Below are 13,097 nucleotides of genomic sequence, written 5' to 3' on the forward strand. Positions count from 1 at the left end.
GCATGATCTGCGCGTCTGCAATTTCGAGCTTGCGCATGGCTGCCTCTCCGAAAGAGTAACCACGCAATCATACATTGATACATGCTGCAATACTTATGTCGCTATGTTTAGAAGCGCAGACGTGGCACCGCCAACCGCTCTCGGCGCCCCTGTATTTGAAACGCGAGCCGCAGCCGGATCACCGAGCGTCCGTCCTCGCGGGCGTAGGCATTGGCCTCGGTCAGCCGCAGCGGGTACAGGTCAACCGGTTGCGTGGTCCGGTAGATGCACTCCACACTATCGCCACCGCCGGCCGGCTGGGTACCCAACGCAATGGGATCGGAAGTGACTTCCAGCCCGGCCGGCAGCGTCTCGTGCCGCTGTAGCGAACCGATGTTCGGAGTCAATTCCAGGATCGACAGCGACGGAATCATGCGCAGGTAGTGCGGCCATAGCATGCTGACCAACCCTTCGGTCAGTTCCGGCAGTTCGTCGTCGAGCTTATGGCGCAGCCGCCCCATCAGAAAGGCGAAGCCCTCGAACAGTCGTTCAACGTGGGGATCGCGCTCACCGATGCGGTCGATGTTGAGCATCCGGGCGCGGTCCGGAAAGGCCTGGGCGAACTCCTTGCCGGCCTCGCGCAGGTAGCGCATTTCTGCCTCGTAGTAGCGCAGGATCTCGTTGTCTTGGGTGGGATGGTTCATGAGACAGATAGTTGGCTCGCCATCTAGACGAGCGCCACGGCGCGGGCCGGGTCGATGGCGGTCAGCTCGCCCAATAGCGCCTCGATGCGATGGGCCAGTGCTGCCTTGTCCGCATCCTTGCGGGTCATGCGGGCCTTCAGCAATCGCAGCAGTTGCTGCTTGGCTTCGAACGCGAGCGAGGGCTCCCAGGCGGCCAGATGAAAACGCTGGGCGGATTGATCGAGGGCGGACAGCAGGTGCAGGGCCGTATCGGCCCGGTCAGACCGCTCGGCGACACGCGCCATCACCAGTTGCCGCACGAAGCGGTCGCGCTCGCCATCCTGAACCGGCAAGACTTGCAGCCACGCGAAGGCAGCATCGAGGCTCTGCTGAGCGACGAGATCCGTTGCCTGGGCTTCGGTTTCCGCCCAGTCCGTGCTGGCGGACGCAACCGACACCGGCGCTACTGCCTCGCCGCGTTCAATATCGCGCACGGTGGCATAACGCGCGATCCACTCCAGCGTGGTGTCGTCCGCGAACGGTGTTCCGTCCGTGAACGCCAATTGTTCAAGGCCGGGCAGGCGCTCGAGCATCAGCGCACAGTCGGTCGCCAGCAGGTCACGCACGCGGGTGTACTCGCCGCCTGCCTGGTCCTGGCCGGTGAAGGCGTAGTACTGCAAGTCCAGCCAGAAGTGGTTAGCCCCTTCGGCGAAGGCCTGTTCGACGCGGTCGAGCAGTTCCGGCCATTGCCTTTGCAGCAGGCGCTTTAGCTGTGCGCGCAACTCGGTGCGCGGCGCCACCAGGCGCGTCTTGCCGCTCGCCTCATGCGGCGGCACATCGGTCAGGGTATCCCAGCGCACGCAGCGCATCAGGCGGTAGGCAGACAGATAGCCCTGAGGCTGCTCGCGCAGGAAAAGCGCCATCTGGCGCGCCCGGTCGAGCAGGTCACGCGTAGAGGCCACCTCGCTGGCAGCCGGCAGTGCCGAACTGGCCGAGGATTGAGAGGGCCTTGATAGTTCGACCATGCCCGTACTCACCGTGGCCGATGGGGACTCGACCCGGGCCTCGAAGCGGCGGAAGAGCCCATCCAGTGCCGGGCGTGCCGCCTCCGGCCACTGCGCGGTGCGCTCCAGGATCAGCGCTAGCGCCGACAAGGTGCGTTCGAGCGACGCATCGGAGAGGCCTTGCACCCGATCAAGCCGTTCGGTGAAGGTCGCCCCGGCCAGCCACTCGAGGGCGGCCTTGCGGCTCTCGGCACGAGCGGGCAGCAACTGCGCGCCAAAGCGGTCGATCAGTGCCGACAGCAGTTCGAAACCGTCGCCGATCCCTTCTGCACCGTCGCACCGCATGCGGCCATAGACATAGTAGACGGCCAGCCGCATGTCCTTCGCGGTCGCCTTGAGCAGCCGCTCGGCGGACTCCACGATCAAGGTGTCGTTGACATCCGAGAGCCTGGCGACTTCCTCCTTGATGGCGAGGAAGTCGTCGTCGTAGCCGGGATCGTCGCCGACCGGAGCATCGGGGCGGATCGGTTGCAGCCACGCCTCCCAGCGGGCTTGCGTGGAGCGGGCCAGATCCGCGGGCGCGCGGGACCCAAAGAGCGCATTGAGGAGGTTATTGAACATGCTGCTCCTGCCCGTACTTGCGAGCGGTCGCCGCGGCACGCGCCAAGGCCTGCGGCTCCCGGCCCACGAAGATGCGCGACGGCAGCACGAAGCCCCGCAGCGCCAACATCTCCAGCGGCCCCTGGCCGACTTCGGTGCGCATCAGGTAACTCAGTGGATAGACCACGTCCGCCGGTGGCGGCAGCTTTGGAGCCCGGACGGTCAGGTTGTCGGGATCGATGCGGTCCTGCTCATGCCCCTCGGCCGGGCCATCGTTGCTGCCGGCCGTCGGCCCCCTGGTGTCCGCACGCGTGTCCGGCATCGCCTGCCAGGTCAACTGGTAGGTGGCGCTGTCCAGCGGCTCGACCCGCGCTCGCTCCAGCATGCGCACCATTCCCCAGCGGCCGCCGAACTCGTAGCTCTTGTTCGTGCCGGCCTTCTCGGTCTGCCATTGCAGGCGGGTGCCCAAGTCCTGGGTATTGCTGGCTGGCCACGTCATCATCTGCCAGGTCTCGCGCTGGTTGTAGTAGTGCAGCTTCTGGCCATCGAGGGTCAGCAGCGTGTCCGTCAGGCCCGGCGTGGGAATTGGCTTGAGCTCGAAGCGGTACTGCGGCTCGCCTTGCGCCAGCATGTGGGCGGCGATGCGCTGCAGGGCGTTGACCGCCTTCAGGAAGGCCGGATCAAAGGCCAGTGCCTGGCCGCCGGTAGCCGCCGGCACCCATTGATCGCCCTGCAACTCCAGCACGCCGGCCAGTTGCGTGCCAAGGAACGCGCCGATCAGGCCGGTCTGCGGCCGCAGGAAGCGCGCCAACTCCGGCAGCGAGGCATCATTGGCCGTGTCGGCAAACGGATAGCGCCCGGCGAACGCACGGCCCCACGCCATCACGATACCCTGCCGCCAGGCGTCGTTCAGGCTCGCCTCTGCGGGTTGCAACACGGTCTGCGTAGCCTGGGCGATCGGTCGCACGAACAGCGTCTCGCCCATGCCCGCCCATTGGCTGCCGAGGCTCGCGGCCATCAGCTGGGCATAAGATTGGGAATCGGCCAACTCCGAGCCCTTGCCCTGGAACAGCGCCTGCGCCATCTGCCGCGCCTGCGCGTCGGCATCGGCGCTGTTGCTGACCTGCTGCAAGCGCAGGCGCAGCGCCGTGGCACGGTCGAGGAAGCGTTGCAGGCTAAGGTCCCCATTGGCGCCCGGATGGATGCTGGCGCTCTGGCCGTGCCCCACCAGCCGCATCACCGGGCCGAAGGCGGCGCCGAGCGGCCCCGCCATATCCGGCTTGATCGCCTCGGGACCCGCCGCCTTCCTGCCAAGCAGATCCTGCGCCTTGGCCACCAGGGTGTCGGACAGGGAGTCCTTGCGGGCACCGGCGCCGCCCTGGTATTCGAGCGATTTCATCAGCGCGATCACCGGCGACTGGCGCGTGTCGGCCATCAGCTTGAGCTGGTCGATCGCGGCCGGCAGCGTCGGCGCCGGCTCCCATTGCAGGCTGTTCATGAAGGCCTGCCAGCGATCTGCGTAGTCGGCAAAGTACTGTTCGGTGAGCGCGGCCTGGAGGACTTCGGCCGAGCGGTTGGCCGTCTGCTGAGCGCCCTGCGGCTTGCCGTCGGTCAGCACCCAGTCATTGGCGATTTCCGTCCGCTTTGCCGCCGCCTCGATCGCGGGCGCGACATAGCCCTCGTAGGCCTGGCGGGTGAAGACGCCGGGCACGGTCGCCGCAGTACGCACTAGCCCACGGGGATCGGTGCCGGCCGTGAGCGATACTAGGTTCTGGTCCGGGTACTTGTTGCTGCCTGTGTCGCCGAAGGCGTTGAGGACGCCCTGATAGATCGTATCCTCGGCGTTGCGCTCCCCGATCACCGCCAGCAAGGTCTGGCGCGCGCCGGCCACTAGTTCGGGCCGGGGCTCGATGCGCCAGTCCGGACTAGTCTTCAAGTGCTGCGCGTAGAACTTGAGCAAGCGTTCGGCCAGATCCTGCTGCTCGCCCGGCGTGATCCGCGCGTCGGTGGACCAGTGCTGTACCAACTGCGGGGTCAGGAAGGCGGAGTCGGCGCGCTCGGGGTGGGCCAGCATCAAATACGTCTTGAGTTTCTGGTGACCGCCCAGCGCCCAGCGGCTGGCTTGCTCGTCCAGCGAGTCGGTCCGCATTTGTGCGAGATCCACGAGGGATGCTTCCAGGTCCTGCTGCACGGGCGTGATGAGCAGTTGGCGGCTGGCCTGGGCGTATGGCTTCCACAAGGCGTCGAGGATGGCAGGATCTTGATTCAGCCCGAAGCGAGTCGTCAGCGGTGCGTGGTGCTCGGTGCGGTACGCGAAGCGCTCGAGCTGCTGCTGGAGGGCGAGCAGAGCGCGCAGGCGGGCGGCCGCATTGTGGGCTGACTGGATGTCGGTCACGGCCTGTTGCGCGGCGTGCACGTCCCGGCCATTCAGGATTCCGGATACCAGCATTCCGGCACTCCACAGGCCTATAACCGTCAGCGCCACAACGGAGAACACCGTGACCGGGTGCCAGCCGATACGGCGGCCGCAATAGCCTTTGGCGCGCTTGCCAATCTCGCGCCAGGTAGGCAGCAGCGTGGCCGGATGATGCCGATGCGCTGCTGGCACGCCGATGGCGGCGGTCAGCCAGGCCACTTCATCGGCGGCGTCCTTGACGGGGACCGGAACCGGCATCGCGGATGTGGCGAACACGGGGGCGAACATGACGCCGGCCAGCGGGGCACGCCGCCAGGCCGATGCCTGCCACGCCGCCCACCGTTTCAAGATGCTCGCGCGATGCTCGCCGATGTAGGCGGAAATTTTTCCGACGAAGGGCATCGGCTCGGGCTCTGTACAGTGTTCCACACCCAAGACGGCAGTGCGGGCCTCAAGCGATACCAGCCCGTCCTGCAAGGCGTCAGCCGTGGCGCCCCATTTCCGATTGGAGTCTGCCAGGAAAGCGCCAATGACCGCAAATTCGTCCGGGTGAGCGCCGCTCAGTCTGACGGGGTGGAGAAATGTCACCGGCGCAGCCCAGCCCAGTTCGGCCTGGATCGCTGCCAGTTCACGCAACCGCTCGGTATCCGGCGCAGCCGCCAGGCCTGCCGGGACGACTTGCACCATGGCATCGACCGGACGGCTGCGCAGCTTCCGGAGTTGCTTGCGCCAAGTGGCCGCCTCGATGCCATCGGGCGAGGCATGGACGAGGACGGCTGCGTCCGAGCGCCATACGCCAGCCTGCTTTAGGCCGGGAGCCACCTCGTTGATCCAGGCCTCATCGCCGCACAGCAGCAGCCACGGCATGCGATAGCGCCAGCGCCAGCCCAGCAGGCGACGCAGCTCACAGCATAAATCTTCCAACCGTGCGTCGCGCTTGCGCTTCGTGGCCGAGGGGGCGCGTGTCTCGCCGGTCTCGCGGGCAAATAGCCGGGCAATGGCTTTGCCGGCGCCGAGCAGTATGGCGACCAGGTACACGAGGATGGCAAGGACGACCACAAGGGGAATCCAGAGCAGGACGGAAAACTTGACATCGGGCGATATCAACCCAAAGGTCTCCCCATCGAACCAAACCACGAGGGCGGTCGTCGCACCCACGATAGTCAGGGCCAAGGGGCCGCCCCACAGTGCTAATGCGCCAGGAGGCTTCGACAGGGAGGCCTCTGACGCCAGTGCCTTCAGGTTATTGCTCGGATTCGTCATGCGGTGGTGGGAAGACGTGAAGGACCGCAACCTGGTCACGGTCAAGGATGAGATGGGAACCGGTTTCGCGGGATGTGATGGCCGCCGCAACTGACAGCCACGGGTTGATCACACCGGCATCGCCAATGATGCGATCTGGACGGCATTGCTTGTCCATTTCGCCGAGGTGCGGGAGCGAGGCTGCTTTGAGCGCGGCGAGCAGCCCCATGTCCTGCCCGCTATCGAGGCCGGTGATCCATGCTCGCTGCACGGCTGCGGGCTCGGTCTTTCCCCATTGGATCGCGTTGGCGAGCAGCGCGCTCAATGCGCCGGTGTCGCCGGCAAGCGGGCGATGAAGGACGCCCAGGGCCTGTACCGATTCGGGCAACTGAAAGCAGCCGGGGTTGAGCAGCACGGCGACGCACCCCTCGGCGCTGTTGACCGGAGGGGTTGCCTCGTGCCATTCGGCGGCCAGCACCAGTAGCGGTCGCCATTCGCGCAAGTCCAGCCAGGTATCGGCGAGCGTCAGCGCCTCGGACGCGGGGAGGGCCTGGCAATCGAGGAAGGGCAATCCGACGCGGCGCAGTGCCTCCTGAGCCTGGGCCAGACGGACAGTCGTCAGCTCGGGCCGGGCCAGCACGCGCACGGCCGGGGCATGAGTCTGCTCATACTGCGACAGCGCTCGCAGGCTGGGGGCCAACGGATGCAGTGCCTCGACCATTTTCAGGACCAGCGTGGACACTGTCTCCGTTTCCTGCTCTGGCTGCACCGGTGCATCCGGGGCTTCCTCGGCCGGTGCTGTGCCTGCCAGCGGGACGACCGATAGCGACTCGTCATCGAACCGGCTATGCACGACCAGTCCTGCGCCATTCCTCGGCGCTCGCTCCTCAACCAGCGGCTTGAGTGTTTGCAGGGCGCTGGCCAGATCTCCGTGTCCTTGAAGGGGCAGGCAATAGCCAATCCCCAGCACCTGCAGTGGGCGCTGCGCTTCGCGCACGCGTGTGTCGATCCACTGCTGCCGGTGCGTATTCCGGTGATGGGCGTGATACCACTGCACTTCATAGCCGACACGCGCGATGCCAAGCAGAATCAGGAAGAAGCCATTCGGAATGCCGACCGCGCGCCACCAGAACAGGCCTCCGCCTGCCGGCACGCCTTTTGGCCACAGCAGCACAGCGAGGGCGGCGCCCACGACGGTGCACACGATCCAGATGCCGAGCCAAGGCAGAAAGCGCGGGCCGTGCGCCGGATATGGGCTCGCCTCGCCAGCCGGGGACAAATCAATCGGCATGCTCAGGCGATATGGACGTTCTGGAGCGATGAAATCAAACGGCAGCCGCACGCGCAGCGGTGGTGGTGCATCGCAACGGGGCTTCCGCCCTGATCACGAAATCCTTCGTTGCCTTCGGCAATCGTGGTTGGGCCATGGCGGGCGCACAGGGCGGCGTCTCCCTTACGGGCGAGCGGGCGGCCCATGAAGGTCATGGTCGGTGAGGCAGTGGTGACTTGCCCGCCGTTTTCCAGGGCATCACCGAGGCGGATGGGTGATTTCATGGTTCGTCCTTATTTATTTCCGCACGCACTCTTGCTTTTCAAAATCTGGCTCCGATAACAAATTAAATGATTTCACCATTTTTGTTTTATTGTTTATAAGATCCAAATCAAACCGTCCATTGACTAATACAAAATCGTGATTTTGACTGATCGAAACCTCAAACACTCCACCTCCGTACGTCCTGCTCATTATTTTCCTTGGAGAGCGGTTCAAGGCGTATATTGACAGGCGCATCGCCTGTGGATTCGCCAGATCTACTGCATCGGGCAGACCGTATATAACAAATAACGAATTATTAAGATCAAATACTCCGCCAATGATGTTGTGGTTGATTTTTGTTTTCCACATCCCCCTATTGTTCTTTTTTACACTTAATATCCATTGCTTGATAATTTCGGCTGCAAAAACCACGTCGCAGGAGTTAATCGATTCGGCTTTTGTGACAACTGACCAAAAAAGAAATCCTATAAAAATTAGATAGCACTTCAAATCGTGCCCCCCTAAGGTTTTGTATGCGCATTGGGTTTCCCGCCAACGACCAGAACAGGCTCCCGCGTGCCGGCACGCCTTTGGGCCACAGCAGCACAGCGCGGGCAGCGCCCAAGACAGCGCACACGATCCAGATGCCGAGCCAAGGCAGAAAGCGCGGGCCGTGCGCCGGATATGGGCCCGCCTTCTCAGCCGGGGGACAAATCGATCGGCATGCTCAGGCGATATGGACGTTCTAGAGTGATGAAATTAAACGACAGCAGCACGCGCAGCGGTGGGGGTGTATCGCAACGGGGGCGTCTGCCCTGATCACGAGATCCTTCGGCGCCCTCAGCGAGGGTGGTGGGGCCATGCTTCTCGCAGAGGGCAGCATCGTCCTTGCGAGCGAGGGGGCGGCACATGAAGGTCATGGTCGGTGAGGCAGTGGTGACTTGCCCACCTTCTTCCAATGCCTCACCGAGGCGGATGGGAGATTTCATGCTTACGGATTTTTCGGTAAGTGTGAAACACATTGTTTCGCCACATTTTCATCGAAATATGTGCTTATCAAGGACCTCCTGTTTTTATCGATTTTCAGGTTAATAAATTCACTACCACACCTAGGGAAATACTCTTTAAATCTCATGGTTTTTGTAGAATACAGGAATACTCGGTGAATTGTGTAAGTACCCTTCCCCTCATCCAAATACTCCACTGAAAAATCGGCCGCACCATCAAAATTATAATCTTCGATCGCCACACTCACAGAGTCGGTGTTATCCACATCAAGCTCCATGGCATCGTGATTGCACATTTTTGCACTACACGCACCAATTAAAATGGATTTATCGTGAATTCTGATGGCTGCACTGACCCCCTTGATCGGGACAAACCCAATTGATCCGCTTACTTGTGCGTTGCAGGAGCAAATTACCAGAGCCAGTGCCAAGAACGAGAGTATTTTTTGCATACTTCAGCTCGCTTTTTCCATGTTAGGCGCGACCCCACCCTAGGTGCGGGTGATTCAATTGTCTTAGAATATTTTCCGCTCGCGTCATGAGTTAATCGCTACAATACAAGCGCACTGTATTACCTGATTTCGCAATACCCCCATCCTGACCAATCGATTGACTATTGAGATTTACAAAAAACATGACAACGGATTCAAGGCTGACGCGTTTTATCTCTAACGGGTTGAATGGAGATGCGCGCCGTGCCGAAGAAGCCGTTAGACGAAGCAACGAAGAAGCGCTTGCGAGCTGGTCGGATGCTGTTAGCTGGCAAGCGACCAGCCGAGGTAGCATTGGCCATGGGGGTAGCTCGACAAACGGTGTACACGTGGAAGGCTCTGCTCGATGAAGGCGGAATTGATGCGCTACGGGCTGTGCCAGGTCGAGGCCGCCCAGCCAAGCTTGAGCCGGAGCAATTGGCCGAATTGCGCGGGGCGTTGCTGCAAAGCCTGACTGCACATGGCTTTGGTACCGAGCTATGGACACTCAAGCGCGTCGGTTCGCTCATCAAGCGCACGTATGGCGTCGAGTTCAGCCAAACGCAGATCTGGCGCATTCTTGGGGCGTTGGGTTTCAGCGCGCAGAAGCCAGATCGTCGCGCGATCGAGCGAGACGAAGACGCGGTACGCCACTGGAAGCGCCACACCTGGCCTGCGCTTAAAAAAAAGCCCAACGTGACGGCCGATTGATTGTCTTTATCGACGAGACCGGCATCAGCGAGCGCCCCACACGTGTGCGTACCTGGGCGCCCAAGGGGCAAACACCGATCATCCAGTTTCATTTCAACTGGAACCATGTGTCGGCAATTGCCGGCCTCAGTCGCACGAACTACCTGTTTCGGCTGTACGAAGGCAGCGTCAAGAAAGAACAGGTGGTCGAGTTTCTCAAGGCGCTCAAAGCGCATCTGAAGCAGCCGTTGCTGATCATCTGGGATGGTGCCAGGCCCCATCGCGCGACGATGGTCCGCGAATATCTGGATTCTCTCGATGGACATATTCATATGACCTTCCTGCCACCGTACTGCCCCGATCTCAATCCCGTCGAGTACCTGTGGGCATGGCTCAAGCGTCATGCGATTGCGAACTTCTGCCCCGACAACCTCAATGAGTTGCATACCGTCACCCGCAACAAGCTCAAAAGCGCTCAACACCGGCCTTCGATCATCGCCGCGTGCTGGGTTCAGGCAACGTTGTGGTGATGTCATGATTTACGGAAAGATCAATAATCCGATGCGGAAGAGTGGCCCATGAAGTTCATGGTCGGTGAGCCAGCGGTGATCTTCCCGCCATTTTTTGGAGTGTCACCGAGGAAGATGAGCCATTTCATGAAATTTACGTTTTTACCATTGACAACCAGATTCTGGCGATGAGCTGATATTTGGATCAAAAATAAATCCAGTTTTTTTGTGATTCTTACTGCTTGTGTAAGTCATTGAATATATATTTGCACCTTGACTCATCATTTCATATTCCCCAGCAATTTTTCCCCCATAAACCTCAAGCCAAGTCCGCGTTTGTTGGTATGGTGCATAATCACTTAGTTTCTCGATCTCATTTTCCTTCAAGACTAGCGTTATCGGAATTTTTGAGCCCCGATATTTAACCACCCCACCCTCCCATTTTACGCCATAATCATAATACATACGGAGCTCAAAATCCCTTGAGATGCTAGCAGTAGATCTAAAGCAATAAATATCAGTTTTGACTTGACAAAAAACTGGCGACGACAGCGAAAGAATAATAATTGAAATAGAAATTTTCTTCATATTTACTCACGGCCTCTGCCTATCAAGCGACACATTAATATGGTGTGTCGCGATATAGAATTTCTTCTTTTGACGTGGTGGATTCCCAGTCAGCACAGGATGACCCTGAGCATCCAGTACTGGCTCCTTTTGACTATTTCTACGCCAATCAAAGGTTATTGAGACACTCCCTCCATCAAAAATCTCATCAAGAAGTATGCTTCTCAGGTAGATCACTGACTGCAGTCGAAGGTCAAGACCATTGAGATTTTCTATAGAAACATATCCATTCACATCTTTGCTCACCGTTATGGCATCCTGCTGACTGGTTCCGGAATCGAGGTGGGAAAGCATATTATTTTTCTTTGCAACATAGAATCCAGCACTGTCTACGCAATTGACATAGCTGTGATGCCCATCATTATCCTTCGCAATAATTTCGTTAGGGTCCCAACCAAGCTCTTGGAAAGCAGCAGCGGGATTGCTGCTCGATAATCGCCTAAAATCTCCATATTTCTTGTAATTTTCAAGGTGAGTGAGTTGAATGAGGCCTCTCCCATAGTAGGGGCTGTAGCTTCTATCTTCACCGCCAACTTCCTTAACGAGGCTGAGATTTCCGGTTTCCGGAATTACGTGTGAGAAGAAATGAAGTAAGCGTTGTTTTTGGTTTGATAGACCATATTTTCTTGCTCCTTCATTGAAGGATCTTGCCCAATTTTTAGAGCGTGAGGCTGCAATAGCCCACGACGTTCCGGATGGCTGGAATTGTGTGAGCTTTAAATGAAGAAGTTTCCTCGGAAAACATTGTGCCATTTCATCTGAGTGGAGCCATCCGCACTTTCTGAAATGCCGAATAAACGCGAGTGGATGAAAAAACCAGAACTTCTTGCCGCCGCCGAGCGTGGTCTGTTCCAGAAACTGGAGTTGCGTGTGGAACTTGAGGAAATTGTCATACCCATTTGGATCGGTTTCCTTGCGTTTGCCGAAGAATCCATCCGGGTCATTCAGACGCTTGAAGCGCGCCTCGTTGCCGCTTGCATCCCATTCGCTCGGGGCATGGCAGATGAAGCCCTTTAGCCTCTCCCGCACCTCGGCGTGGGTCTGGATATAGTCAGCGAGCTTGTCTTCCTGCTCCCATTCCGAACGCAGGCGCTCGGCTGGCGTTTCCAGGTCCTCGACGACCTTGACAAGGTTGCGCAGCGCATCGTAGTCGCACAGGCCGTCCTGGCTGAGCGGCGTGTTGCCTTCCTCGATTTTTTGCCAGCCGCAAAAATGCGGAAAGTCTGCGTCGGACAGCTTCTGGATCGTGCTTTGGCTGATGTCGATGTACCCCTGCTTGCCCGCCTCGAAGGTCACCGCCACCCACGTCTTTTGGGCTGCCGCTGACAGCGTAGGGGTGTCATTCAGGATGCGGCCAAACCGGAGCATCTCGTAACCGTCGCTGGGGCATTGCGGGTACAGCGCAGTGGCGCGTGCGTACAAGTCGTACTCGTAATCCTTGCAGATGTCCCGCTCAGGCTTGGAGTTCAAGGGTGTCGCGGCTCCGCTTTTTTCGATCCAGGAATGCGTATAGCGTTGGCCCTTATGAAAATACGCTTCCACGTATAGCTTGCTGTCCTTATCAAGCGTGCCGGCCTGGAGCGCGGGGAAGTAATTGGCTGTGGGACCGATGGCCTCGGGCGGCGCGCTAACAAATGCCTGACCGCCGGGGATCACGAAATAGCTGTGCCCCCAGTAGTCCTTGGACGCCGGTGTGGTGGGAGTCTTGTTGCCAAGCTGGACCGCGTGACCGGCCTGCTCGAACCAGGCCGCGAAGTCACCCTCGGTCATGAAAATCTCGAAATGCAGATGCTGCTGGCCGTGGCATTTCCCAGGATAGCCGAGGATGTCCTTACGATAGACCTTCAGGTTCTTGGGTGCTTGCACGCCGTCAGTCGGATAGGCGAGCCATTTTGGCAGCGCGGTCGATGATCCGACCTCCGGCGGATTGCTCGGCAACGGACCGATCCTCTCTCGAATGCTGTTGAGATCCAACAGGTGCATATACAGCGAGTAGAAGGTGATGGTACGGCCATCTCCCGTGTCAGTCATGTGCTTGAGCAGCACAAAGCCGGTATTCGAGTTCAGGGCATCGGTGCCATTGTGTCCATCGGTGATGGCCTTCTGAGCCACGCGATAGGCCACGACTTCACCATCCGCGATGGCGCGCACGGCATCGTTCTGGTGCTTGGGTTGCAGATGCGCGCCGCAATGCCAGCGGCGATCAAACGCGATGGGATAGACACCGTGGTGGGGCAGTTCGAACTTGTCAACGGCATCCATCATTGGATCGATGCAGGCCGGATCGCTGGAGGTCAAGCCGTTGGAAGGCAGGAAAGGCGGACTGATGATCATGA

General features: G+C 59.7%; 11 protein-coding genes and 1 pseudogene. 1 reads left to right on the forward strand and 11 read right to left on the reverse strand.

Annotation, left to right across the window (positions count from 1 at the left end; all coding sequences use genetic code 11):
• Positions 1–113 precede the first annotated feature (113 nt).
• From LDO29_RS23635 to LDO29_RS23670, 8 genes and pseudogenes are all read right to left on the reverse strand, one after another.
• Positions 114–683: pseudogene (locus tag LDO29_RS23635) on the reverse strand (type VI secretion system baseplate subunit TssF); the annotation flags it as partial.
• A 23-nt stretch (positions 684–706) separates the two neighbouring features.
• Positions 707–2,287: a type VI secretion system protein TssA gene (gene tssA, locus LDO29_RS23640; RefSeq protein ID WP_224082170.1), complete on the reverse strand. Its 1,581-nt coding sequence runs from the start codon at positions 2,285–2,287 to the stop codon at positions 707–709.
• On the reverse strand, positions 2,277–5,945 hold the full coding sequence (locus LDO29_RS23645; RefSeq protein WP_224082171.1) for an ImcF-related family protein: 3,669 nt from the start codon (positions 5,943–5,945) through the stop codon (positions 2,277–2,279). Before LDO29_RS23645 ends, tssA begins: the two co-directional genes overlap by 11 nt.
• Complete coding sequence (locus LDO29_RS23650; RefSeq protein WP_224082172.1) at positions 5,926–7,215, reverse strand: hypothetical protein; 1,290 nt, start codon at positions 7,213–7,215, stop codon at positions 5,926–5,928. The genes LDO29_RS23645 and LDO29_RS23650 overlap by 20 nt, the downstream gene beginning before the upstream one ends.
• 2 nt (positions 7,216–7,217) lie before the next feature.
• Positions 7,218–7,478: a PAAR domain-containing protein gene (locus LDO29_RS23655; protein WP_224082173.1), complete on the reverse strand. Its 261-nt coding sequence runs from the start codon at positions 7,476–7,478 to the stop codon at positions 7,218–7,220.
• A gap of 13 nt (positions 7,479–7,491) precedes the next feature.
• On the reverse strand, positions 7,492–7,890 hold the full coding sequence (locus tag LDO29_RS23660) for a hypothetical protein (protein ID WP_224082174.1): 399 nt from the start codon (positions 7,888–7,890) through the stop codon (positions 7,492–7,494).
• A gap of 266 nt (positions 7,891–8,156) precedes the next feature.
• Positions 8,157–8,447, reverse strand: a complete 291-nt coding sequence (locus LDO29_RS23665; protein ID WP_224082175.1) for a PAAR domain-containing protein — start codon at positions 8,445–8,447, stop codon at positions 8,157–8,159.
• Positions 8,448–8,449: 2 nt separating this feature from the next.
• On the reverse strand, positions 8,450–8,917 hold the full coding sequence (locus LDO29_RS23670; protein ID WP_224082176.1) for an XAC2610-related protein: 468 nt from the start codon (positions 8,915–8,917) through the stop codon (positions 8,450–8,452).
• Between the two features lie 243 nt (positions 8,918–9,160).
• Here LDO29_RS23670 and LDO29_RS23675 point away from each other — a divergent pair.
• Positions 9,161–10,155, forward strand: a protein-coding gene (locus LDO29_RS23675) for an IS630 family transposase (RefSeq protein WP_224082177.1) whose coding sequence is annotated in 2 segments (ribosomal slippage) — positions 9,161–9,626 and positions 9,626–10,155 — 996 coding nt in all. Because the reading frame shifts where the segments join, the coding sequence is not laid out codon by codon here.
• Positions 10,156–10,175: 20 nt separating this feature from the next.
• On the opposite strand, the gene LDO29_RS23680 is transcribed toward LDO29_RS23675, so the two are convergent.
• Genes LDO29_RS23680 through LDO29_RS23690 form a run of 3 tightly spaced genes read right to left on the reverse strand, consistent with a single transcriptional unit; the run spans position 10,176 to position 13,095 of the window.
• On the reverse strand, positions 10,176–10,283 hold the full coding sequence (locus LDO29_RS23680; RefSeq protein WP_224082178.1) for a PAAR domain-containing protein: 108 nt from the start codon (positions 10,281–10,283) through the stop codon (positions 10,176–10,178).
• Positions 10,284–10,296: 13 nt separating this feature from the next.
• Positions 10,297–10,722, reverse strand: a complete 426-nt coding sequence (locus LDO29_RS23685; RefSeq protein WP_224082179.1) for a hypothetical protein — start codon at positions 10,720–10,722, stop codon at positions 10,297–10,299.
• A 6-nt stretch (positions 10,723–10,728) separates the two neighbouring features.
• The gene (locus tag LDO29_RS23690) at positions 10,729–13,095 is read right to left on the reverse strand and encodes a lysozyme family protein (RefSeq protein ID WP_224082180.1); all 2,367 of its coding nucleotides are present in this window, start codon (positions 13,093–13,095) and stop codon (positions 10,729–10,731) included.
• Between the last annotated feature and the right edge of the window lie 2 nt (positions 13,096–13,097).

It is taken from the genome of Cupriavidus laharis (assembly GCF_914271435.1).
Classification (GTDB): Bacteria; Pseudomonadota; Gammaproteobacteria; order Burkholderiales; family Burkholderiaceae; genus Cupriavidus; species Cupriavidus laharis.